Here is a 22,946-nt window from a genome sequence, read left to right as displayed (position 1 = left end):
CCCTCGTTGCCGTCACCCCGCCACGTCAACAGAGCCACCGCCTAAGGGACTTCGCCCCCCGGTCCCTGCCGCGCCTGCCGGGGCAGGTCGAGCGCGGCCACCGTCTCCGAGTCGCAGTACTCGCGCACCGCGCTGGTACGCGCCACGATCCGCCCCCCGTGCACCACGATCCGGCTGTACGCCAGCGACAGCGCCCCGGCCACGCTCTCCCCGCGCACCGCCAGCAGCTCCGCCGGGAAGCCGGCCTCCAGCCGCACCGGCCGCAGCCCCATCACGGCCCGGGCCCGGTCGCTGACCGCCGCGTACGCCGCCTCCGGGCTCTCCCCGCCCTGAGTGGCCAGCAGATACGCGGCCTCCAGCGGATCGCCGCGCCCCACCGGGTTGGCCGCGTCCCGCAGCGCCCCGCTGCCCGCGGCCACCCGCACCCCCGCCGCCCGCAGCAGCCGCACCGGGGCGGCCGCGGGCGCCGGCGGTCCCGGGCGCACCGCTCCGTCGCACTCCATGGCCGCGCAGTGCCCCTGCGGCAGCAGGACGACGGAAACGCCCGCGGCCGCGAGGCGGTCGGCGGCCCGGCGCGCGTCCGGCCGGGGAAGCAGGGAGAGCCCCGCGCACGGCCCGATGGAGACCCCGGGCCGCAGCCCGCCGGCCATCGCCGCCAGCCGCGCCAGCCGGGCCGGGTCGTCACCCTCCGTGTGCAGGTCCACGGGGCACCCGTGCTCCGCCGCGACCCCGAGCACGGCCTCGACGTAGCCGGAGGGGTCCGGGTCGAGATCCGGACAGCCGCCGACGACCGCCGCGCCCATCTTGACCGCGTCCCGCAGCATCGCCAGCCCGTCCGCGCCCGCGGCCCCGGTCAGCACCCGCGGCACGGCGACGGTCGTCAGTTCGGTCAGCCCGGTGAGCGCGCGCCGTGCCTGGAGCGCCCCCTCCAGTGCGCGCAGCCCGTGCACCCCGCCGACGCGGATGTGCGCCCGGAGGGCGGTGGCGCCGTGACCGAGATGGAGCAGCGCGGCCTCGATGGTGCGGCGCTGCACGTCGTCGGCGCCGTACGCGGCGGGGCCGTCCCCGCCGGCGGTGAGCGCGGTGTCGGTGTGGGCGTGCGGTTCGGCCGGCGCCGGGAGCAGGAGGTAGCCGCTGAGGTCGATCCGGGCGGGCTCGCCCGCGCGGCCCCGGGGGCGCTCTCCCGCCGGGGCGGACCGGGTGAGGCTGCCGGCCGTGCCGACCGCCTCGATGCGCCCGCCGCTGATCCGGACGTCCACGTTCCGGCCGTCGGAGAGCCGGGCGCCGGACAGGACGAGCGCGGACGGCTCCGGAGCGCTCTCGCTGCCGGAGGGCTGCGGTCGGCTGCTGTCGGGCATCGCGCTCCTGCGGGCTTCTGCGGGCGGTTCCGTTCCGGGTTCCGGGGGAAAGATCACGAAGCGTGAACCGAGCCTAGGCCGCCTCCACGGCGGTCACGAGCAGGAGCGCAATAGTCGTACCGGCGGGGTCGCGGGCACGACTGGGAGGGGAGTGCCAGGCGGTGAGCGGGGGGCCGGGCGGGGGCCGATACGGATTTCACCTTCGGCCGTTCAGCGTGTAATGTCTTCATCGCTCGCCCCAATAGCTCAGTCGGCAGAGCGTCTCCATGGTAAGGAGAAGGTCTACGGTTCGATTCCGTATTGGGGCTCTGGTGTGGGAACAATCCGTCCGCCGGGCGGGTTGTCCGACATCGAAGCGGTGTAGCTCAGTCGGTAGAGCAAGCGGCTCATAATCGCTGTGTCACCGGTTCAAGTCCGGTCACCGCTACGAACAGTAGCCGATTGCAGGCTAAGTCCTTCGATCGGCTACTCTTTCTGCGTTCATCCACTGTTCGTCCAAGGAGCACTCACGTGGCTGCCACCGACGTCCGCCCGAAGATCACGCTGGCCTGCGTGGAGTGCAAGGAGCGGAACTACATCACCAAGAAGAACCGGCGTAACAACCCGGACCGACTGGAGATGAAGAAGCACTGCCCGCGCTGCAACGCGCACACCGCGCACCGCGAGACGCGATAACAACAGGCTCGTCCATGAGGCCGTCCCCACCCGGGGGCGGCCTCATGGCGTTGCCGGGACCACCGGAACCACCGGGTCCGCCAGGCGGCCGGGCCGGTCACCCGGGACGGTCCGGTAGACCGATCAGCATCAGCCCCGAGCAGGAGGTGCCGAGCAGATGGCGCTCGACCAGTCCTTCGTCGGCCGGGCGTACCCGCCCACCGCGCCGTACGAAGTCGGACGCGAGAAGATCCGCGAGTTCGCCGAGGCCATCGGCGACCCGAACCCGGCCTACACCGAGCCGGACGCGGCCAGGGCGCTCGGCCACCCGGATGTGATCGCCCCGCCGACCTTCGTGTTCTCGCTCACGTACCGGGCGGCCGGACAGGTGGTCGACGACCCGCAGCTCGGCCTCGACTACAGCCGGGTGGTCCACCGCGACCAGCGGTTCGTCTACAGCCGCCCGGTGCGCGCCGGCGACCGGCTCTCCGTCACCACCACCATCGACGAGGTCAAGACCCTCGCGGGGAACGACATCGTCGACATCCGCGGTGACGTGCACGACGCCGCCGGTGAGCATGTCGTCACCGCCCACACCAAGATCGTTTCGCGCGCACCGGAGGAGAACTGACATGGCGGCCGTCATCTCCTACGACGACGTCGAGCCCGGCACGGAACTGCCCTCCCGGAGCTTCCCGGTCACCCGTGCGGACCTCGTGCGCTACGCGGGCGCGTCCGGCGACTTCAACCCGATCCACTGGAACGAGCGCTTCGCGAAGAGCGTCGGCCTGGAGGACGTCATCGCGCACGGCATGTTCACCATGGCCGAAGCGGTCCGCGTCGTCACCGACTGGGCGGGCGACCCGGCGGCGGTGGTCGAGTACGGGGTGCGCTTCACCAAGCCGGTGGTGGTCCCGGACGACGACAAGGGCGCCGTGATCGAGGTCTCGGCGAAGGTCGCGGCGAAGCTGGGCGAGGACACCCGCAGGGTCCGGGTCGACCTGACCGCGACGAGCGCGGGTGAGAAGGTCCTGGGCATGTCCCGGGCGGTGGTCCAGCTCAGCTGACCCGAGCGGGGCGGGCGGCGGACTCCCGCCCCGCCGCCACCGGCTCGGAGCAGCGCACCCCGCCCACTCGCTTCTCCGCACCGAAGACATGGGCGGGCGGGAGGGAGAACACCCGCGCGAAGCGCGGAAACCGGCGCCGTGCCCGGCGCAGACCGGCACGAACCGGCACGGACCGGTACAGAAGCGCACCCCGAGCCGGCAGCGGCCCCGCACGAGAAGCACCCCGAGCCGGAGGCACCCCGGGCAGCAGGGCGGACACACCCCCGCCGGAGGCGGCCCCGTACGCTGGGCCCGTGCAGGTACTCCACGACGCCCCGCTGGCCCCGCTCACCACCTTCCGCCTCGGCGGCCCGGCCAACCGCCTGGTCACCGCGGTGACGGACGAGGAGGTCGTCGAGGCCGTCCGCGAAGCCGACGCCGCCGGCACCCCGCTGCTCCTCATCGGCGGCGGCAGCAACCTCGTCATCTCCGACAAGGGGTTCGACGGCACGGTCCTGCGGATCGCGACCCGTGGCGTCGACCTCGCCGGCACCCGCCTCGAACTGGCCGCCGGCGAGAACTGGTCCGAGGCCGTGGCCCGGACCGTCGAGGCGGGTCTGGCGGGCGTCGAGTGCCTCGCCGGCATCCCCGGCTCCGCCGGCGCGACGCCGATCCAGAACGTCGGCGCGTACGGCCAGGAGGTCGCCACCACCATCACCGAGGTGGTGGCCTACGACCGGGTGTCCGGCGAGACGGTCACCATCCCCAACGCGGACTGCGGCTTCTCCTACCGCCACAGCCGCTTCAAGTCCGACCCGGACCGCCATGTCGTCCTGCGCGTCCGCTTCGCACTGGAGGACGCCGGCGGCCTGTCGGCGCCCCTGAAGTACGCCGAGACGGCCCGCGCCCTGGGCGTCGAGCCGGGCGAGCGCGTCGCCGCCTCCGCCGCGCGCGAGACCGTCCTCGCACTCCGGGCCGGCAAGGGCATGGTGCTGGACCCGGAGGACCACGACACCTGGTCCGCGGGGTCCTTCTTCACCAACCCCGTCCTGGACGCCGACGAGCACGCCGCCTTCCTGGCCCGCGTCACCGAACGCCTCGGCCCCGGCACCGAGCCGCCCGCGTACCCGGCGGGCGACGGGCGGATGAAGACCTCCGCCGCCTGGCTCATCGACAAGGCCGGCTTCACCAAGGGCTACGGCACCGGCCCGGCCCGCATCTCCGGCAAGCACACCCTGGCGCTCACCAACCGCGGCGAGGCCACCACCGAGGACCTGCTCGCCCTGGCCCGGGAGGTCCGCGACGGTGTGCGCGAGGCCTTCGGAGTGACCCTCGTCAACGAGCCGGTGACAGTGGGCGTCAGCCTCTAGAACACCCGCGCGCACCGGGCACGGCACGCGCAAGCCGCCACGACGCCCCGCGGCCGGCAGCCGATACCCGCCGACCGGCCCGCGGCGCACCAGGCCCCCGCCCGGCCCGCCGGCCACCGCCCGCCGGCCACCACCCGCCGGCCCGAGCCCGCACGGGCCGGCCACCGCGGCAGGGCGGGAAGCGCCGCCCTCCCCGCCTACTCCGCCGCCAGCCAGTCGTCGATGCCGCTCAGCATCTGCTTGCGCACATCCTCCGGCGCCTGCGAAGCCCGCACCGACTGCCGTGCCAGCTCGGCCAGTTCGGCATCACTGAACCCCAGCACGGACCGCACCAGCGCGTACTGGTCCGCCAGCCGCGACCCGAACAGCAGCGGGTCGTCGGCGCCCAGCGCCACCGGCACCCCCGCGTCGAACAACGTCCGCAGCGGCACGTCCTCCGCCTTCTCGTAGACACCGAGCGCCACATTGGACGCCGGGCAGACCTCGCAGGCGACCCCCCGTTCGGCCAGCCGCTCCAGCAGCCGAGGGTCCTCCGCGGCCCGCACCCCGTGCCCCACCCGGTCGGCGTGCAGATCGTCCAGGCAGTCCCGTACGCTGCCGGGCCCCGACAGCTCGCCCCCGTGCGGGGCGGCGATCAGCCCGCCGGCCCGGGCGATGGCGAACGCCCGGTCGAAGTCCCGGGCGAATCCGCGCCGCTCGTCGTTCGACAGCCCGAAACCGATCACCCCGCGGTCCGCGTACCGCACCGCCAGCCGCGCCAGGGTGCGCGCGTCCAGCGGATGCTTCACCCGGTTCGCCGCGACGAGCACCCGCATCCCGACCCCCGTCTCCCGCGACGCCGCGTCCACCGCGTCCAGGATGATCTCCATGGTGGGGATGAGCCCGCCGAGCCGGGGCGCGTACGAGGTCGGATCGACCTGGATCTCCAGCCAGCCGGAACCGTCCCGCGCGTCCTCCTGCGCGGCCTCGCGCACCAGCCGCTGGATGTCCTCGGCGGTCCGCAGGCACGACCGGGCGATGTCGTAGAGCCGCTGGAACCGGAACCAGCCCCGCTCGTCCGTCGCCCGCAGCCTCGGCGGCTCGCCGCCGCTCAGCGCCTCCGGCAGGTGCACACCGTGCTTGTCGGCGAGTTCGAGCAGCGTCGTGGGCCGCATCGACCCGGTGAAGTGCAGATGCAGATGGGCCTTCGGCAGCAGCCGGACATCACGCGCGGCGGTGCGGGGGAGCGGGGGATTCCCGTGGTGGTACGGCGACATTCCAAAATCCTGCCGTATGACCCGCCCACCACGGTAGAGGATTCGGAATCCCCCTCCCCGAACCTTCTTGCCCCCGGTCGACCCCGTGGCCGCCCCGCTACGCCCGCGCCTCGCCCAGCAGGCTCTGCAGGCGCGAGACCCCCTCGGCCAGGTCCTCGTCCCCCAGCGCGTACGACAGCCGCAGACACCCCGGGGTCCCGAAGGCCACCCCGGCCCGGCCGCAGACGGATCCGGCCGGGTTGGGGGGAGACGAACGGCGGCATCCTGGTGTTCCCGGTGCCCGCCGCCTCCAGCTGTTCCACGGACACCTGGTACCGGCGGTCTCGTCGGCGACGACCGGCACAGGACCCCGCCGGGGGCGGGGGTGGCGGTAAGCGGAGCGCGGCCGCCGGGGGAAGGGCCGCGGCCGGTCCCCCGTGGCCACCGGAACCGGTACCTGTTCGACGCCCGGCCGCAGAACACGTACACTCACTGGGCGTTGGCCCTCACGGCCGCTCCGGTCACGCCCACTCCATGGGCCGCCCCGGATGCGGTAGGTTGAGGGGGACAAAGGGTCGTAGCTCAATTGGTAGAGCACTGGTCTCCAAAACCAGCGGTTGGGGGTTCAAGTCCCTCCGGCCCTGCTACACGCATCTTCGCCAGGATGTGTGCGCAGGTACGTACGACAACGCACCGCCGTGCGGCTCCACCGGGCGCGGCACGGCCACGACCCGGATTCAGGTGAGGACGAGTGACGGACGCCCTGGGCTCCATCGACACGCCTGAGAGCGGTCGGTCCGACGGCGAGACGGACGAGCAGAAGAAGGTCCGGCGCGGCGGCAAGCGCGGCAAGAAGGGCCCGCTGGGCCGGCTCGCGCTCTTCTACCGGCAGATCGTGGCCGAGCTGCGGAAGGTCGTCTGGCCGACCCGCAACCAGCTCACGACCTACACCACCGTGGTGATCATCTTCGTCGTCATCATGATTGCCCTGGTGACTGTGATTGACTTTGGATTCGCCGAAGCCGTCAAGTACGTCTTCGGCTGATCCCGCGTCGGCGTCGCTCTCGGCGCCCCACGACGCATGTTCAACCCCTTGAAGCCAGGAAGAAGCAGCCACCGTGTCTGACCCGAACCTGAACGACGCCATCGAGCCCGACCAGGGCGAAGAGGCTGCGGCGACGGCCGAGGCGGCCCAGGCTGCACCGGACACGGTCGGCGACGGCACCGAGGACACCGCACCGGCCGCGGAGGCCGGGGAGACCCCGGAGCCCGCCGCCGCGGAGGAGTCCGCCGAGCCGGCGGGGTCCGCGGAGTCTGCGGAGTCCCCCGAGCCCGCCGAAGCGGAGGGCGCGGAGGACGAGACCTCCGCCGAGCCCGCCGCTGCCGAGGAGCCCCAGGCCGACCCGGTCGAGGAACTCCGCCGTGAGCTGCGCGCCCTCCCCGGCGAGTGGTACGTGATCCACACCTACGCGGGCTACGAGAAGCGCGTGAAGGCCAACCTGGAGCAGCGCGCCGTCTCGCTCAACGTCGAGGAGTTCATCTACCAGGCCGAGGTCCCCGAGGAAGAGATCGTCCAGATCAAGAACGGGGAGCGGAAGAACGTCCGCCAGAACAAGCTCCCCGGCTATGTGCTGGTGCGCATGGATCTGACGAACGAGTCCTGGGGCGTCGTCCGGAACACCCCCGGCGTCACGGGCTTCGTGGGCAACGCCTACGACCCGTACCCGCTGACGCTGGACGAGATCGTCAAGATGCTCGCCCCGGAGGCCGAGGAGAAGGCCGCCAAGGCCGCGGCCGAGGAAGCCGGCGTTCCGGTGCCCAGCCGCAAGGTCGAGGTCCAGGTGCTGGACTTCGAGGTCGGCGACTCGGTCACCGTCACCGACGGCCCGTTCGCCACCCTCCAGGCCACCATCAACGAGATCAACGCCGACTCGAAGAAGGTCAAGGGCCTGGTCGAGATCTTCGGCCGCGAGACCCCGGTCGAGCTGAGCTTCGACCAGATCCAGAAGAACTAGGCGCCCGGCCCTCCGGGGCCGGACCCGGCAGCTTCCGAACAGGTCGGACGGCTCTCCGCACATCCCGCCCGCGGGATCACGGAGAACCGTCTGACCTGCTCGGTTTTTGGCCGCACTGTCATACCCGTTATCGTGGTGCGGTATGCCTCCGTCCGGATGACCGGACCGGGGCGGAAACCTCTCACTAGGACCCGGAGAGAGCAATGCCTCCCAAGAAGAAGAAGGTCACGGGGCTGATCAAGCTCCAGATCCAGGCCGGCGCCGCCAACCCGGCCCCGCCGGTCGGCCCCGCGCTGGGCCAGCACGGCGTCAACATCATGGAGTTCTGCAAGGCCTACAACGCCGCGACCGAGTCGCAGCGCGGGATGGTCGTGCCGGTGGAGATCACGGTCTACGAGGACCGCTCCTTCACCTTCGTGACGAAGACCCCGCCGGCCGCGAAGCTGATCCTCAAGGCCGCGGGCGTGGACAAGGGCTCCGGCGAGCCGCACGTCAAGAAGGTCGCCAAGATCACCCGCGACCAGGTGCGCGAGATCGCCACCACCAAGATGCCCGACCTCAACGCCAACGACCTGGACGCCGCCGAGAAGATCATCGCCGGCACCGCCCGTTCCATGGGCGTCACGGTCGAGGGCTGACGCCCGTCCCGGTCGAGGGCCCCCTCGCACCGTCACCGTGGAAGGGCCGGCGCGGCCCGCACCACGACTCCCAAGAACCCGAGGAGCAGCAGTGAAGCGCAGCAAGTCCCTCCGCGCTGCGGACGCCAAGATCGAGGCGGGCAAGCTCTACGCCCCGCTCGAGGCCGTCCGTCTGGCCAAGGAGACCTCTCCCACCAAGTTCGACGCGACCGTCGAGGTCGCCATGCGCCTGGGTGTCGACCCGCGCAAGGCCGACCAGATGGTGCGCGGCACCGTGAACCTGCCGCACGGCACCGGCAAGACCGCCCGGGTCCTGGTCTTCGCGACCGGTGAGCGTGCAGCGGCCGCGGAGGCCGCGGGCGCCGACATCGTCGGCTCCGACGAACTGATCGACGAGGTCTCCAAGGGCCGTCTGGACTTCGACGCCGTCGTCGCCACCCCGGACCTCATGGGCAAGGTCGGCCGCCTGGGCCGCGTGCTCGGTCCCCGTGGCCTGATGCCGAACCCGAAGACCGGCACCGTGACCCCGGACGTGGCCAAGGCCGTGACCGAGATCAAGGGCGGCAAGATCGAGTTCCGTGTCGACAAGCACGCGAACCTCCACTTCATCATCGGCAAGCTCTCCTTCGACGAGAAGCAGCTCGTGGAGAACTACGGCGCCGCGCTGGAGGAGATCAACCGCCTCAAGCCGTCCGCCGCCAAGGGCCGCTACATCAAGAAGGCCACTCTGAGCACCACGATGGGCCCCGGCATCCAGCTGGACTCCAACCGCACCCGCAACCTCCTGGAGGAGGAGGCCGCCGTCTGACCGACGGCGGCAGCGACGCGCTGTGAGCGACCGGGCCCCGTACCTCTCCGGAGGTGCGGGGCCCGGTCCGTGCCGCCGCCGCGGGCCACGGGCCGCCCGTACGGCGCCGGCCCGGGAGCCGGTGACGTTCCGATTTGCCTGGACGCGTGCCGTCCGCGTACGCTGCACCCGTAGCCAAAGACCGCTGGTCGTTGCCGTGCGCTTCCGAGTGTGCGGTGGCCGAAGGATCCGCTTCCGCGGACGGCCCGTGCAGGTGAATGAGGAGAGACTCCCCCGGAGCCCGATGGGCTTCCGTGGTCGAGTCACGCCCCGTGCACCTGCACCGGGGCGTTTCGTTTTTGTTGAGCCCCCTTCTTCGCGTGCCCGATGCGGGCGGTCCGGCGACGTGTGCGGCTGATCGTGAGGTCAGTCGAGGATCATCACCCGGAAGGAGGCCGAGGCTCATGGCGAGGCCCGACAAGGTCGATGCCGTCGAGGAGATGAAGGACAAGTTCCAGAACTCCAACGCGGCCGTTGTGACCGCGTACACCGGTCTCACCGTGGCTCAGCTCAAGGAGCTGCGCCGTTCGCTCGGTGAGAACGCTCAGTACCGTGTGGTGAAGAACACGCTGACCAAGATCGCGGCTAACGAAGCCGGGATCACGACGATCGACGACCTGTTCGCGGGTTCGTCGGCCGTGGCCTTCGTGACCGGTGACCCGGTCGCGGCGGCGAAGGGTCTCCGTGACTTCGCCAAGGACAACCCCAGTCTCGTCATCAAGGGCGGTGTCCTTGACGGTAAGGCGCTGTCCGCCGACGAATTCAAGAAGCTTGCGGACCTCGAGTCCCGCGAGGTGCTGCTCGCCAAGCTGGCCGGTGGCATGAAGGCGTCCATGGCCAAGGCCGCGGCGACCTTCCAGGCCCCGCTCTCGAAGTTCGTCCGCACCGCGGACGCCCTTCGCAGCAAGGTCGAGCAGGGCGGTGCCGGTACGCCGGCTCCCGCCGAGGCCGAGTCCGCCGAGTAAGAGGACGCGGTCGCAGCGGGCCCGTGAAGTAACGCCGCCAGGCGCACGCCCGCCGAAATGTAGATCCGGCACCTGCCGAATGAGTGGAAGGACGCCATCATGGCGAAGCTGTCCCAGGAAGACCTGCTCGAGCAGTTCAGCGAGATGACCCTCATCGAGCTCTCCGAGTTCGTGAAGGCCTTCGAGGAGAAGTTCGACGTCGAGGCTGCCGCCCCGGTCGCCGTCGCCGCTGCCGGCGGTGCCGCCGCCGGTGGTGCCGCCGAGGCCCCCGAGGAGAAGGACGAGTTCGACGTCGTCCTCACCGGCGCCGGTGACAAGAAGATCCAGGTCATCAAGGTCGTGCGCGAGCTGACCTCGCTGGGTCTGAAGGAGGCCAAGGACCTCGTCGACGGCGCCCCGAAGCCCGTCCTCGAGAAGGTCAGCAAGGAGCAGGCCGACAAGGCCGCCGAGTCCCTCAAGGGCGCCGGCGCCTCCGTCGAGGTCAAGTGACCCCTGCGGCCTGAAGCGGACGCCTTGTGAGAGGCCGTCCGCTCCGGGTCCGTACACGAGGGCGGCCACCCGCACGGGTGGCCGCCCTCGGGCGTTCTCCGGGACCGGTGTGGCGGGCGTCCTTGCCCTGCCGGGTCCTGCGGGTATGGTGATCACCGCTGCTCCGGCGGTGCCTCCGCAACGATCTCCGCGGGGCGGGGGCCTTGACGTACGGCACCGCGGCGCGCGATTCTCTCCACGCGCCGCGACATCGATCCCGGGTTCGATGCATGGATCGCGTACGAAGTGGGAAACCTTGCCGCAGGCGTTGGACAGCGTGAGGAACAACGAAGTGCGGCCCCTTTTCCGAGGGGGCGGCCGTCACTTCCCGGAGGGAGAGAGTGGTACTGCGCCGGTCTCCGGAAATCTGCTCTGGACATCAGTGTGCCTTGTGGCTACACTGACCCTTTGCGCTGCCTGTTAGCTGCCCTCTGCCCGTCACCAGGGGCATGACCCGTTCTCGAAAGCTGCTGAAGACTCCCCGGACCAGGGATCTGACCTGGGACGTCTTCTCCGCGCACGGAACGGGGCCGGTACGCGCGTAGTGAGTCCGAGCCCTCGGAAGGACCCCCTCTTGGCCGCCTCGCGCAACGCCTCGACCGCCAATACGAACAACGGCGCCAGCACCGCCCCGCTGCGCATCTCCTTTGCAAAGATCAAGGAGCCTCTCGAGGTTCCCAATCTCCTTGCGCTGCAAACCGAGAGCTTCGACTGGCTGCTCGGCAACGCCGCTTGGAAGGCCCGGGTCGAGTCGGCCCTGGAGAGTGGGCAGGACGTCCCCACGAAGTCCGGTCTGGAGGAGATCTTCGAAGAGATCTCCCCGATCGAGGACTTCTCCGGGTCGATGTCGCTGACCTTCCGCGACCACCGCTTCGAGCCGCCGAAGAACTCCCTCGAGGAGTGCAAGGAGCGCGACTTCACGTACGCCGCGCCGCTCTTCGTCACCGCCGAGTTCACGAACAACGAGACCGGTGAGATCAAGTCCCAGACGGTCTTCATGGGCGACTTCCCGCTCATGACCGACAAGGGCACCTTCTGCATCAACGGCACCGAGCGTGTCGTCGTCTCGCAGCTGGTCCGCTCGCCGGGCGTCTACTTCGACAGCTCGATCGACAAGACCTCCGACAAGGACATCTTCTCCGCCAAGATCATCCCCTCCCGGGGCGCCTGGCTGGAGATGGAGATCGACAAGCGCGACATGGTCGGTGTCCGCATCGACCGCAAGCGCAAGCAGTCCGTCACCGTCCTGCTCAAGGCGCTCGGCTGGACCACCGAGCAGATCCTGGAGGAGTTCGGCGAGTACGAGTCCATGCGCGCCACCCTGGAGAAGGACCACACCCAGGGGCAGGACGACGCGCTGCTCGACATCTACCGCAAGCTGCGTCCGGGCGAGCCCCCCACGCGCGAGGCGGCCCAGACCCTGCTGGAGAACCTCTACTTCAACCCGAAGCGCTACGACCTCGCCAAGGTCGGCCGCTACAAGGTGAACAAGAAGCTCGGCGGGGACGAGCCGCTGGACGCCGGCGTGCTCACCACCGCCGACATCATCGCCACCATCAAGTACCTGGTGAAGCTGCACGCGGGCGAGACCGAGACGGTCAGCGCCGAGGGCCAGGAGATCGTCGTCGAGACCGACGACATCGACCACTTCGGCAACCGCCGCCTGCGCAACGTCGGCGAGCTCATCCAGAACCAGGTGCGTACCGGCCTGGCCCGGATGGAGCGCGTCGTCCGCGAGCGGATGACCACCCAGGACGTCGAGGCGATCACGCCGCAGACCCTGATCAACATCCGGCCGGTCGTCGCCTCCATCAAGGAGTTCTTCGGCACCAGCCAGCTCTCCCAGTTCATGGACCAGACCAACCCCATCTCGGGGCTGACCCACAAGCGCCGTCTGTCGGCGCTGGGCCCGGGCGGTCTGAGCCGTGAGCGGGCCGGCTTCGAGGTCCGTGACGTCCACCCCTCGCACTACGGCCGCATGTGCCCGATCGAGACGCCCGAAGGCCCGAACATCGGTCTGATCGGCTCGCTCGCCTCGTACGGCCGGGTCAACGCGTTCGGCTTCGTCGAGACCCCGTACCGCCGGGTCACCGAGGGCATCGTCACCGACAGCGTGGACTACCTCACGGCCGACGAGGAGGACCGCTTTGTCATCGCGCAGGCCAACGCCCCGCTGACGGACGACTTCCACTTCGCCGAGGGCCGGGTCCTGGTCCGCCGCCGCGGCGGTGAGGTCGACTACGTCCCCGGGACCGAGGTCGACTACATGGACGTCTCGCCGCGCCAGATGGTGTCGGTCGCGACCGCCATGATCCCGTTCCTGGAGCACGACGACGCCAACCGCGCGCTCATGGGCTCCAACATGATGCGCCAGGCCGTGCCGCTGCTGAAGGCGGAGGCCCCGCTGGTCGGCACCGGTATGGAGTACCGCTGCGCGGTCGACGCCGGTGACGTCATCAAGGCCGAGAAGGACGGTGTGGTCCAGGAGGTCTCCGCGGACTACATCACCGTCGCCAACGACGACGGCACCTACACCACCTACCGGGTGGCGAAGTTCTCCCGCTCCAACCAGGGCACCTCCTTCAACCAGAAGGTCGTCGTGGACGAGGGCGCCCGCGTGGTCGAGGGCCAGGTCCTCGCCGACGGCCCCTCCACCGAAGAGGGCGAGATGGCCCTCGGCAAGAACCTCCTCGTGGCGTTCATGCCGTGGGAGGGCTACAACTACGAGGACGCGATCATCCTCAGCCAGCGCCTGGTGCAGGACGACGTCCTCTCCTCGATCCACATCGAGGAGCACGAGGTCGACGCCCGTGACACCAAGCTCGGCCCCGAGGAGATCACCCGGGACATCCCGAACGTCTCCGAGGAGGTCCTCGCCGACCTCGACGAGCGCGGCATCATCCGTATCGGTGCCGAGGTCGTCGCGGGCGACATCCTGGTCGGCAAGGTCACGCCCAAGGGCGAGACCGAGCTGACCCCGGAGGAGCGGCTGCTCCGCGCGATCTTCGGCGAGAAGGCGCGCGAGGTCCGTGACACCTCGCTGAAGGTGCCGCACGGCGAGACCGGCAAGGTCATCGGCGTCCGCGTCTTCGACCGCGAGGAGGGCGACGAGCTGCCGCCCGGCGTCAACCAGCTCGTCCGCGTCTACGTCGCCCAGAAGCGCAAGATCACCGACGGTGACAAGCTCGCCGGCCGCCACGGCAACAAGGGCGTCATCTCCAAGATCCTGCCGGTCGAGGACATGCCGTTCCTGGAGGACGGCACCCCGGTCGACATCATCCTCAACCCGCTCGGCGTCCCGTCCCGGATGAACCCGGGACAGGTGCTGGAGATCCACCTCGGCTGGCTCGCCAGCCAGGGCTGGAAGGTGGAGGGCGACGAGGAGTGGATGCAGCGCCTCAAGGCGATCGGCGCCGACGAGGTCGCACCGCGCACCAACGTCGCCACCCCGGTGTTCGACGGCGCCCGCGAGGACGAGATCGCCGGTCTCTTCGAGGCCACGATCCCCAACCGCGACGGCGACCGCATGGTGCAGGGCTCCGGCAAGGCGCGGCTGTTCGACGGCCGCTCCGGCGAGCCGTTCCCGGACCCGATCTCGATCGGGTACATGTACATCCTCAAGCTCCACCACCTGGTCGACGACAAGCTGCACGCCCGGTCGACCGGTCCGTACTCGATGATCACCCAGCAGCCGCTGGGTGGTAAGGCCCAGTTCGGTGGCCAGCGCTTCGGTGAGATGGAGGTGTGGGCGCTGGAGGCGTACGGCGCCGCTTACGCCCTCCAGGAGCTGCTGACCATCAAGTCCGACGACGTCACCGGCCGCGTGAAGGTCTACGAGGCCATCGTCAAGGGCGAGAACATCCCCGAGCCCGGCATTCCCGAGTCCTTCAAGGTGCTCATCAAGGAAATGCAGTCGCTCTGCCTCAACGTGGAGGTGCTGTCCTCGGACGGCATGTCCATCGAGATGCGTGACACCGACGAGGACGTCTTCCGCGCCGCGGAGGAGCTCGGAATCGACCTGTCCCGGCGCGAGCCGAGCAGCGTCGAAGAGGTCTGACGGCCGGGCCGGGACCCGCTGCCCCAGGCGGCGGGCCCGGCCGGCCCGGACCGTCCAGACCACGATGAAGACACAGCCGCAGCCGGCAGGCGCCCCCCTCGGCAGCGGCGACAAACCCCGAAAGAGGGATTGACGACAAAGTGCTCGACGTCAACTTCTTCGACGAGCTGCGGATCGGCCTGGCCACCGCTGACGACATCCGTCAGTGGTCGCACGGCGAGGTCAAGAAGCCGGAGACCATCAACTACCGCACCCTCAAGCCCGAAAAGGACGGACTCTTCTGCGAGAAGATCTTCGGTCCGACCCGGGACTGGGAGTGCTACTGCGGAAAGTACAAGCGCGTCCGCTTCAAGGGCATCATCTGCGAGCGCTGCGGCGTCGAGGTCACTCGCGCCAAGGTGCGCCGTGAGCGGATGGGCCACATCGAGCTGGCCGCTCCCGTCACCCACATCTGGTACTTCAAGGGCGTTCCGTCGCGGCTGGGCTACCTGCTCGACCTCGCCCCGAAGGACTTGGAGAAGGTCATCTACTTCGCCGCGTACATGATCACGTACGTGGACGAGGAGCGCCGCACCCGCGATCTGCCCTCGCTGGAGGCCCATGTCTCCGTCGAGCGCCAGCAGGTCGAGCAGCGCCGTGACGCGGACCTCGAGGCCCGTGCCAAGAAGCTCGAGACCGACCTGGCCGAGCTGGAGGCCGAGGGCGCCAAGGCGGACGTCCGCCGCAAGGTGCGCGAGGGCGCCGAGCGCGAGATGAAGCAGCTGCGCGACCGCGCCCAGCGCGAGATCGACCGTCTCGACGAGGTGTGGAACCGCTTCAAGAACCTCAAGGTCCAGGACCTGGAGGGCGACGAGCTGCTCTACCGCGAGCTGCGCGACCGCTTCGGCACCTACTTCGACGGCTCGATGGGTGCCGCGGCGCTGCAGAAGCGCCTGGAGACCTTCGACCTCGACGAGGAGGCCGAGCGCCTCCGCGAGATCATCCGGACCGGCAAGGGCCAGAAGAAGACCCGCGCGCTCAAGCGCCTCAAGGTCGTCTCCGCCTTCCTGCAGACCCGCAACAGCCCCAAGGGCATGGTGCTGGACTGTGTGCCGGTGATCCCGCCGGACCTGCGTCCGATGGTGCAGCTGGACGGTGGCCGCTTCGCGACCTCCGACCTGAACGACCTGTACCGCCGCGTGATCAACCGGAACAACCGCCTCAAGCGGCTTCTCGACCTCGGCGCGCCCGAGATCATCGTGAACAACGAGAAGCGGATGCTGCAGGAGGCCGTCGACGCGCTCTTCGACAACGGCCGCCGCGGCCGCCCGGTCACGGGCCCCGGCAACCGTCCGCTGAAGTCGCTCTCCGACATGCTCAAGGGCAAGCAGGGCCGGTTCCGCCAGAACCTGCTCGGCAAGCGCGTCGACTACTCGGCCCGTTCCGTGATCGTCGTCGGCCCGCAGCTCAAGCTGCACCAGTGCGGTCTGCCGAAGGCCATGGCGCTGGAGCTCTTCAAGCCGTTCGTGATGAAGCGCCTGGTGGACCTCAACCACGCGCAGAACATCAAGTCGGCGAAGCGCATGGTCGAGCGCGGCCGCACGGTCGTGTACGACGTGCTCGAAGAGGTCATCGCCGAGCACCCGGTGCTGCTGAACCGTGCGCCGACGCTGCACCGCCTCGGCATCCAGGCGTTCGAGCCGCAGCTCGTCGAGGGCAAGGCCATCCAGATCCACCCGCTCGTCTGCACCGCGTTCAACGCGGACTTCGACGGTGACCAGATGGCCGTCCACCTGCCGCTCTCCGCGGAGGCGCAGGCCGAGGCGCGCATCCTGATGCTCTCCTCGAACAACATCCTCAAGCCCGCCGACGGCCGTCCGGTGACGATGCCGACCCAGGACATGGTGCTGGGTCTGTTCTTCCTCACCACCGAGCCGGAGGAGCGCGAGATCAAGGGCGAGGGACGCTCCTTCGCGTCCACCGCCGAGGCGATCATGGCCTTCGACGCCGGGGAGCTGTCGCTCCAGTCGAAGATCGACATCCGCTTCCCGGCCGGCACGGTCCCGCCGCGCGGCTGGACCCCGCCGGCCGACCAGGCCACCGAGGGCGGCGAGGACTGGCAGATCGGCGACGGCTTCCGGCTCCGCACCACCCTGGGCCGGGCGCTCTTCAACGAGCTGCTGCCCGAGGACTACCCGTTCGTCGACCACGTCGTGGGCAAGAAGCAGGTCTCCGAGATCGTCAACGACCTCGCGGAGCGCTACCCCAAGGTGACGGTCGCGGCGACCCTCGACAACCTGAAGGCGGCCGGCTACCACTGGGCCACCCGCTCCGGTGTCACCGTCTCGATCTCCGACATCGTGGTCCCCGAGGCCAAGAAGGAGATCATCAAGGGGTACGAGGCGCAGGACGAGAAGGTCCAGAAGCAGTACGAGCGCGGTCTGATCACCAAGGACGAGCGCACCCAGGAGCTCATCGCGATCTGGACCAAGGCGACGAACGAGGTCGCCGAGGCCATGAACGTGAACTTCCCGAAGACCAACCCCATCTTCATGATGGTCGACTCGGGTGCTCGCGGAAACATGATGCAGATGCGTCAGATCGCCGGTATGCGCGGTCTGGTGTCCAACGCGAAGAACGAGACCATCCCGCGGCCGATCAAGGCGTCGTTCCGCGAGGGTCTCTCCGTGCTGGAGTACTTCATCTCCACGCACGGTGCCCGTAAGGGCCTCGCGGACACCGCCCTCCGTACCGCCGACTCCGGGTACCTCACCCGGCGTCTGGTGGACGTCTCGCAGGACGTCATCATCCGCGAGGAGGACTGCGGCACCGAGCGCGGCCTGAAGCTGCGGATCGCGGTCAAGGCCACCGACGGCACGCTGCGCAAGGCGGACGACGTCGAGTCCAGCGTGTACGCGCGGATGCTCGCCGAGGACGTCGTCGTGGACGGCAAGGTCATCGCGCCGGCCAACGTCGACCTGGGCGATGTGCTCATCGACCAGCTCGTCGCGCACGGTGTGGAGACGGTCAAGACCCGCTCCGTCCTCACCTGCGAGTCGGCGGTCGGCACCTGCGCCTACTGCTACGGCCGCTCGCTGGCCACTGGCAAGCTGGTGGACATCGGCGAGGCCGTCGGCATCATCGCGGCCCAGTCGATCGGTGAGCCCGGCACCCAGCTGACGATGCGTACCTTCCACACCGGTGGTGTGGCCGGTGACGACATCACGCAGGGTCTGCCCCGTGTCGTCGAGCTCTTCGAGGCCCGTACCCCCAAGGGTGTGGCCCCGATCAGCGAGGCGGCCGGCCGGGTCCGCATCGAGGAGACCGAGAAGACCAAGAAGATCGTCGTCACCCCCGACGACGGCTCCGACGAGACGGCCTATGCCATCTCCAAGCGGGCCCGTCTGCTGGTGGGCGAGGGCGACCACGTCGAGGTCGGCCAGCCGCTGACCGTGGGTGCCACCAACCCGCACGACGTGCTGCGCATCCTCGGGCAGCGCGCCGTCCAGGTCCACCTGGTCGGCGAGGTGCAGAAGGTCTACAACTCGCAGGGTGTGTCGATCCACGACAAGCACATCGAGATCATCATCCGGCAGATGCTGCGCCGGGTGACGATCATCGAGTCCGGCGACGCGGAGCTGCTGCCGGGCGAGCTCGTGGAGCGCACGCGCTTCGAGGGCGAGAACCGTCGTGTGGTGCAGGAAGGCGGCCACCCGGCCTCCGGCCGTCCGCAGCTGATGGGTATCACCAAGGCCTCGCTCGCCACGGAGTCCTGGCTGTCCGCGGCGTCCTTCCAGGAGACGACCAGGGTCCTCACCGACGCGGCGATCAACGCCAAGTCGGACTCCCTGATCGGTCTCAAGGAGAACGTCATCATCGGTAAGCTCATCCCGGCCGGTACGGGCCTGTCCCGCTACCGCAACATCCGGGTGGAGCCCACCGAGGAGGCGAAGGCCGCGATGTACTCGGCCGTCGGTTACGACGACATCGACTACTCGCCCTTCGGCACCGGCTCCGGCCAGGCGGTCCCGCTGGAGGACTACGACTACGGTCCGTACAACCAGTAGGCCCCGGTCTGCGTCTTCCAGGGCGGCCACTCCCCGCGGAGTGGCCGCCCTGCGGCGTTGCCGGGGGCTGTGGCGAGAACCGCCCCACCGGAACTCCCCGGCCTTGCCCTGCGTCGGGGATGATGAGGGGGAGACGCGGCGAGACGGGGAGGTTCTGCGGTGACATTCGAACCGTGGCAGGGGGGCAAGCCCCCACAGCACATGCAGCCGGCTCAGCCCGTGCACCTTCCGCAGATGTCGGTGATGCGCGCCTCCGACGCGGACCGGGAACGCGCGGTGGACGTGCTCAAGGCCGGCTTCGCCGAGGGGCGGCTCTCCCAGGGGGAGTACGAGCAGCGGATCGGCCGGGCCTACCAGGCGCAGACGCACGGCCAGTTGCAGGCGATCGTCGCGGATCTGCCGCAGGGGCCGGTGCCCCAGAGCTTCCCGGCGCCGGTGCACGCGGTGGTCCCGCAGACGTTCCTCCCCCCGCCGCCCATCCCGTCCCGGACGAACGGCAGTGCCACCGGTGCCCTGGTCTGCGGGATCCTCTCCCCGATGACCTGGGGCCTGACGGCCATCCCGGCCGTGATCCTGGGCCACAAGGCGCGTGCCGAGATCCGCAGGACGGGGGAGGGCGGTGAGGGCTTCGCCACGGCGGGGATCGTCATCGGCTGGCTGTCCATAGCGTTCGGCCTGCTGTTCATCCTGCTGGTGGTGGGAGCCGCGGCCTGAGCGTGGTCTCCGGGCGCCGGAGCCCTCTCACGGGCTTTCACCGGGCCCGGCGGGGCCCGGCGGGGCCGGGCGCGGGCCGCCCGGGGCGGGAAGGCGGCGGGGCGGATCAACTCGCTGGTCCGTCGCTCGGCTGCCCGCGGGGACTTGTTTTGACCGGAGCCCATGCGGTAGGTACGCTCTGACCTTGTGCCTGGGGTGTCCCTGGGCCCCCGTGCGCGCATTTCGCCCCGCCACCGGCAGGGAGAGTGCCTCACGTCCGGGGGCCGGAGACCGTTACGGTCCACGACACCGAATTCTGTGTCCTGACTGCCCCGCAGGAAGTCCGCAGCTTCGACACACCCGACCGCGTGGGTCGGGGAAGTGGTCGGGAATCCGTACAAAACCCCAGGTTAGCTTTAACGAGACGGCACACAGAAACCGGAGAAACGGTGCCTACGATCCAGCAGCTGGTCCGCAAGGGCCGGCAGGACAAGGTCGAGAAGAACAAGACGCCCGCGCTCGAGGGGTCCCCTCAGCGGCGCGGCGTCTGCACGCGTGTGTTCACCACCACCCCCAAGAAGCCGAACTCGGCCCTGCGTAAGGTCGCACGTGTGCGTCTCACCAGCGGCATCGAGGTCACCGCTTACATCCCGGGTGAGGGACACAACCTGCAGGAGCACTCCATCGTGCTCGTGCGTGGTGGCCGTGTGAAGGACCTGCCGGGTGTTCGCTACAAGATCATCCGCGGCTCTCTCGACACCCAGGGTGTCAAGAACCGCAAGCAGGCCCGCAGCCGCTACGGCGCCAAGAAGGAGAAGTAAGCATGCCTCGTAAGGGCCCCGCCCCGAAGCGCCCGGTCATCATCGACCCGGTCTACGGTTCTCCTCTGGTGACGTCGCTGATCAACAAGGTGCTGCTGAACGGCAAGCGCTCCACCGCCGAGCGCATCGTCTACGGCGCCATGGAGGGCCTCCGCGAGAAGACCGGCAACGACCCGGTCATCACGCTGAAGCGCGCTCTGGAGAACATCAAGCCGACGCTTGAGGTCAAGTCCCGCCGCGTCGGTGGCGCCACCTACCAGGTGCCGGTCGAGGTCAAGCCCGGCCGCGCCTCCACCCTCGCACTGCGCTGGCTCGTCGGCTACTCCCGCGCCCGCCGGGAGAAGACCATGACCGAGCGGCTCATGAACGAGCTCCTGGACGCCAGCAATGGTCTGGGCGCCTCCGTGAAGCGCCGCGAGGACACCCACAAGATGGCCGAGTCCAACAAGGCCTTCGCGCACTACCGCTGGTAGTCGCTACCCACATCGAGACCGAGAGAAGACTGAGCCATATGGCCACCACTTCACTTGACCTGGCCAGGGTCCGCAACATCGGGATCATGGCCCACATCGACGCGGGCAAGACGACCACCACCGAGCGGATCCTGTTCTACACCGGTGTGAGCTACAAGATCGGTGAGGTCCACGAGGGCGCTGCCACGATGGACTGGATGGAGCAGGAGCAGGAGCGCGGCATCACCATCACGTCCGCCGCGACGACCTGCCACTGGCCCCTGAACGACGTCGACCACACCATCAACATCATCGACACCCCGGGTCACGTCGACTTCACCGTCGAGGTGGAGCGTTCGCTCCGCGTCCTCGACGGCGCCGTCACCGTGTTCGACGGTGTCGCCGGTGTGGAGCCGCAGTCCGAGACGGTGTGGCGGCAGGCGGACCGTTACGGCGTGCCGCGCATCTGCTTCGTCAACAAGCTCGACCGGACCGGCGCCGAGTTCCACCGCTGCGTCGACATGATCGTGGACCGCCTGGGTGCGGTTCCGCTGGTCATGCAGCTGCCGATCGGTGCCGAGGCGGACTTCAAGGGCGTCGTCGACCTCGTCGCGATGAAGGCTCTCGTCTGGTCCCCCGAGGCCACCAAGGGCGAGATGTACGACGTCGTCGACATCCCCGACACCCACGCGGAAGCCGCCGAGGAATGGCGCGGCAAGCTGCTGGAGACCGTCGCGGAGCACGACGAGGAGATGATGGAGATGTACCTGGAGGGCCAGGAGCCCACCCAGGAGCAGCTCATCGCCGCCATCCGCCGTGCCACCATCGCGTCCACCCACACCGAGAACGAGGGCCAGCCGACCTTCACCCCGGTGTTCTGCGGAACCGCGTTCAAGAACAAGGGCGTTCAGCCCCTGCTCGACGCGGTCGTGCGCTACCTGCCGTCTCCCCTGGACGTCGAGGCCATCGAGGGCACCGACGTCAAGGACACCGAGACGATCATCAAGCGCAGGCCCAGCGAGGACGAGCCCTTCGCGGGTCTCGCCTTCAAGATCATGAGCGACCCCCACCTGGGCAAGCTCACCTACGTCCGGGTGTACTCCGGCCGCATGGAGACGGGCACCGCGGTGCTCAACTCCGTGAAGGGCAAGAAGGAGCGCATCGGCAAGATCTACCGCATGCACGCGAACAAGCGTGAGGAGATCTCGGGCGTGGGCGCCGGCGACATCGTCGCCGTCATGGGCCTGAAGCAGACCACCACGGGTGAGACGCTCTGCGACGAGAAGAACCCGGTGATCCTGGAGTCCATGGACTTCCCGGCGCCGGTCATCGAGGTCGCGATCGAGCCCAAGTCCAAGGGCGACCAGGAGAAGCTGGGTGTCGCCATCCAGCGGCTCTCGGACGAGGACCCGTCGTTCCAGGTCCACTCGGACGAGGAGACCGGCCAGACCATCATCGGCGGCATGGGCGAGCTGCACCTCGAGGTGCTGGTCGACCGCATGAAGCGCGAGTTCAAGGTCGAGGCCAACGTCGGCAAGCCGCAGGTCGCCTACCGCGAGACCATTCGCAAGACGGTCGAGAAGGTCGACTACACCCACAAGAAGCAGACCGGTGGTACCGGTCAGTTCGCCAAGGTGCAGATCTCGATCGAGCCCCTGGAGGCCACGGACGGCTCGGCCTACGAGTTCGTCAACAAGGTGACCGGTGGCCGCATCCCCAAGGAGTACATCCCCTCGGTGGACGCGGGCTGTCAGGAGGCCATGCAGTTCGGCATCCTGGCCGGCTACGAGATGGTGGGCGTCCGCGTCACCCTGCTCGACGGCGCCTTCCACGACGTGGACTCCTCGGAACTCGCGTTCAAGATCGCCGGTTCCCAGGCGTTCAAGGAGGCCGCCCGCAAGGCGTCCCCCGTGCTGCTGGAGCCGCTGATGGCCGTGGAGGTCACCACACCCGAGGACTACATGGGTGATGTGATCGGCGACCTGAACTCCCGTCGCGGCCAGGTGCAGGCGATGGAGGAGCGCAGCGGAGCCCGTGTCGTCAAGGCCCTGGTCCCGCTGTCGGAGATGTTCGGCTACGTCGGCGACCTCCGCAGCAAGACCTCCGGTCGTGCGAGCTACTCCATGCAGTTCGACTCCTACGGCGAGGTTCCGCGGAACGTCTCCGAGGAGATCATCGCGAAGGCCAAGGGCGAGTAGCACTAGGCTGCTCAGCTATTAGG

18 protein-coding genes and 3 tRNA genes are annotated in these 22,946 nt (G+C 69.4%); 19 read left to right on the top strand and 2 right to left on the bottom strand.

Annotation, left to right across the window (positions count from 1 at the left end; all coding sequences use genetic code 11):
• Window positions 1-41: 41 nt before the first annotated feature.
• Complete coding sequence (locus LIX60_RS12735) at window positions 42-1,358, bottom strand: amidohydrolase family protein (RefSeq protein ID WP_227958521.1); 1,317 nt, start codon at window positions 1,356-1,358, stop codon at window positions 42-44.
• A gap of 235 nt (window positions 1,359-1,593) precedes the next feature.
• Between LIX60_RS12735 and LIX60_RS12730 the strand changes: the two genes are divergently transcribed.
• From LIX60_RS12730 to LIX60_RS12705, 6 genes are all read left to right on the top strand, one after another.
• Window positions 1,594-1,666 (top strand) — tRNA-Thr (locus LIX60_RS12730).
• A gap of 46 nt (window positions 1,667-1,712) precedes the next feature.
• A tRNA-Met gene (locus LIX60_RS12725) sits at window positions 1,713-1,785 on the top strand.
• A gap of 83 nt (window positions 1,786-1,868) precedes the next feature.
• Complete coding sequence (rpmG, locus tag LIX60_RS12720) at window positions 1,869-2,033, top strand: 50S ribosomal protein L33 (RefSeq protein ID WP_003948671.1); 165 nt, start codon at window positions 1,869-1,871, stop codon at window positions 2,031-2,033.
• Between the two features lie 157 nt (window positions 2,034-2,190).
• Window positions 2,191-2,643, top strand: a complete 453-nt coding sequence (locus LIX60_RS12715) for a MaoC family dehydratase N-terminal domain-containing protein (protein WP_125623136.1) — start codon at window positions 2,191-2,193, stop codon at window positions 2,641-2,643.
• A gap of 1 nt (window position 2,644) precedes the next feature.
• A complete protein-coding gene (locus LIX60_RS12710) occupies window positions 2,645-3,079 on the top strand; it encodes a MaoC family dehydratase (RefSeq protein WP_043466757.1) in 435 nt (144 codons plus the stop codon).
• Window positions 3,080-3,372: 293 nt separating this feature from the next.
• Window positions 3,373-4,428 carry a UDP-N-acetylmuramate dehydrogenase gene (locus LIX60_RS12705; protein WP_227958520.1) on the top strand — a complete coding sequence of 352 codons (1,056 nt, stop codon included), beginning with the start codon at window positions 3,373-3,375 and terminating at the stop codon, window positions 4,426-4,428.
• Window positions 4,429-4,625: 197 nt separating this feature from the next.
• Here LIX60_RS12705 and LIX60_RS12700 read toward each other — a convergent pair whose 3' ends face one another.
• On the bottom strand, window positions 4,626-5,684 hold the full coding sequence (locus LIX60_RS12700; protein WP_227958519.1) for an adenosine deaminase: 1,059 nt from the start codon (window positions 5,682-5,684) through the stop codon (window positions 4,626-4,628).
• Window positions 5,685-6,234: 550 nt separating this feature from the next.
• Between LIX60_RS12700 and LIX60_RS12695 the strand changes: the two genes are divergently transcribed.
• From LIX60_RS12695 to fusA, 13 genes are all read left to right on the top strand, one after another.
• Window positions 6,235-6,307 (top strand) — tRNA-Trp (locus tag LIX60_RS12695).
• 107 nt (window positions 6,308-6,414) lie between these two features.
• Complete coding sequence (gene secE, locus LIX60_RS12690) at window positions 6,415-6,708, top strand: preprotein translocase subunit SecE (RefSeq protein WP_019707807.1); 294 nt, start codon at window positions 6,415-6,417, stop codon at window positions 6,706-6,708.
• Window positions 6,709-6,781: 73 nt separating this feature from the next.
• The gene (gene nusG / locus LIX60_RS12685; protein WP_227958518.1) at window positions 6,782-7,678 is read left to right on the top strand and encodes a transcription termination/antitermination protein NusG; all 897 of its coding nucleotides are present in this window, start codon (window positions 6,782-6,784) and stop codon (window positions 7,676-7,678) included.
• 203 nt (window positions 7,679-7,881) lie between these two features.
• The gene (gene rplK / locus LIX60_RS12680) at window positions 7,882-8,316 is read left to right on the top strand and encodes a 50S ribosomal protein L11 (protein ID WP_019707809.1); all 435 of its coding nucleotides are present in this window, start codon (window positions 7,882-7,884) and stop codon (window positions 8,314-8,316) included.
• A 91-nt stretch (window positions 8,317-8,407) separates the two neighbouring features.
• Window positions 8,408-9,124: a 50S ribosomal protein L1 gene (gene rplA, locus LIX60_RS12675; RefSeq protein WP_030542552.1), complete on the top strand. Its 717-nt coding sequence runs from the start codon at window positions 8,408-8,410 to the stop codon at window positions 9,122-9,124.
• A 443-nt stretch (window positions 9,125-9,567) separates the two neighbouring features.
• Window positions 9,568-10,128 carry a 50S ribosomal protein L10 gene (rplJ, locus tag LIX60_RS12670; protein WP_019707811.1) on the top strand — a complete coding sequence of 187 codons (561 nt, stop codon included), beginning with the start codon at window positions 9,568-9,570 and terminating at the stop codon, window positions 10,126-10,128.
• A gap of 99 nt (window positions 10,129-10,227) precedes the next feature.
• The gene (gene rplL / locus LIX60_RS12665) at window positions 10,228-10,617 is read left to right on the top strand and encodes a 50S ribosomal protein L7/L12 (RefSeq protein ID WP_019707812.1); all 390 of its coding nucleotides are present in this window, start codon (window positions 10,228-10,230) and stop codon (window positions 10,615-10,617) included.
• Between the two features lie 613 nt (window positions 10,618-11,230).
• On the top strand, window positions 11,231-14,713 hold the full coding sequence (rpoB, locus tag LIX60_RS12660; RefSeq protein ID WP_019707813.1) for a DNA-directed RNA polymerase subunit beta: 3,483 nt from the start codon (window positions 11,231-11,233) through the stop codon (window positions 14,711-14,713).
• A 140-nt stretch (window positions 14,714-14,853) separates the two neighbouring features.
• Window positions 14,854-18,759 carry a DNA-directed RNA polymerase subunit beta' gene (locus LIX60_RS12655; RefSeq protein WP_019707814.1) on the top strand — a complete coding sequence of 1,302 codons (3,906 nt, stop codon included), beginning with the start codon at window positions 14,854-14,856 and terminating at the stop codon, window positions 18,757-18,759.
• Between the two features lie 243 nt (window positions 18,760-19,002).
• Window positions 19,003-19,473: a DUF1707 and DUF4190 domain-containing protein gene (locus tag LIX60_RS12650; RefSeq protein WP_227962743.1), complete on the top strand. Its 471-nt coding sequence runs from the start codon at window positions 19,003-19,005 to the stop codon at window positions 19,471-19,473.
• 428 nt (window positions 19,474-19,901) lie between these two features.
• On the top strand, window positions 19,902-20,273 hold the full coding sequence (rpsL, locus tag LIX60_RS12645) for a 30S ribosomal protein S12 (protein ID WP_003948652.1): 372 nt from the start codon (window positions 19,902-19,904) through the stop codon (window positions 20,271-20,273).
• Between the two features lie 2 nt (window positions 20,274-20,275).
• On the top strand, window positions 20,276-20,746 hold the full coding sequence (rpsG, locus tag LIX60_RS12640) for a 30S ribosomal protein S7 (RefSeq protein WP_019707816.1): 471 nt from the start codon (window positions 20,276-20,278) through the stop codon (window positions 20,744-20,746).
• A gap of 38 nt (window positions 20,747-20,784) precedes the next feature.
• The gene (gene fusA, locus LIX60_RS12635) at window positions 20,785-22,923 is read left to right on the top strand and encodes an elongation factor G (protein WP_227958517.1); all 2,139 of its coding nucleotides are present in this window, start codon (window positions 20,785-20,787) and stop codon (window positions 22,921-22,923) included.
• Window positions 22,924-22,946: the final 23 nt, after the last annotated feature.

It is taken from the genome of Streptomyces sp. S07_1.15, assembly GCF_020739505.1.
GTDB classification, from domain to species: Bacteria; Actinomycetota; Actinomycetes; order Streptomycetales; family Streptomycetaceae; genus Streptomyces; species Streptomyces xinghaiensis.
This window is presented reverse-complemented; position numbering and strand designations above follow the sequence as displayed.

Bases quoted from the DNA above. Each gene is read 5' to 3' on its own strand.
- LIX60_RS12735 (WP_227958521.1), bottom strand. From the start codon at position 1,358: ATGCCCGACAGCAGCCGACCGCAGCCCTCCGGCAGCGAGAGCGCTCCG.
- LIX60_RS12715 (WP_125623136.1), top strand. From the start codon at position 2,191: ATGGCGCTCGACCAGTCCTTCGTCGGCCGGGCGTACCCGCCCACCGCG.
- LIX60_RS12710 (WP_043466757.1), top strand. From the start codon at position 2,645: ATGGCGGCCGTCATCTCCTACGACGACGTCGAGCCCGGCACGGAACTG.
- LIX60_RS12700 (WP_227958519.1), bottom strand. From the start codon at position 5,684: ATGTCGCCGTACCACCACGGGAATCCCCCGCTCCCCCGCACCGCCGCG.
- rplK (WP_019707809.1), top strand. From the start codon at position 7,882: ATGCCTCCCAAGAAGAAGAAGGTCACGGGGCTGATCAAGCTCCAGATC.
- rplJ (WP_019707811.1), top strand. From the start codon at position 9,568: ATGGCGAGGCCCGACAAGGTCGATGCCGTCGAGGAGATGAAGGACAAG.
- rplL (WP_019707812.1), top strand. From the start codon at position 10,228: ATGGCGAAGCTGTCCCAGGAAGACCTGCTCGAGCAGTTCAGCGAGATG.
- LIX60_RS12650 (WP_227962743.1), top strand. From the start codon at position 19,003: ATGCGCGCCTCCGACGCGGACCGGGAACGCGCGGTGGACGTGCTCAAG.
- rpsG (WP_019707816.1), top strand. From the start codon at position 20,276: ATGCCTCGTAAGGGCCCCGCCCCGAAGCGCCCGGTCATCATCGACCCG.
- fusA (WP_227958517.1), top strand. From the start codon at position 20,785: ATGGCCACCACTTCACTTGACCTGGCCAGGGTCCGCAACATCGGGATC.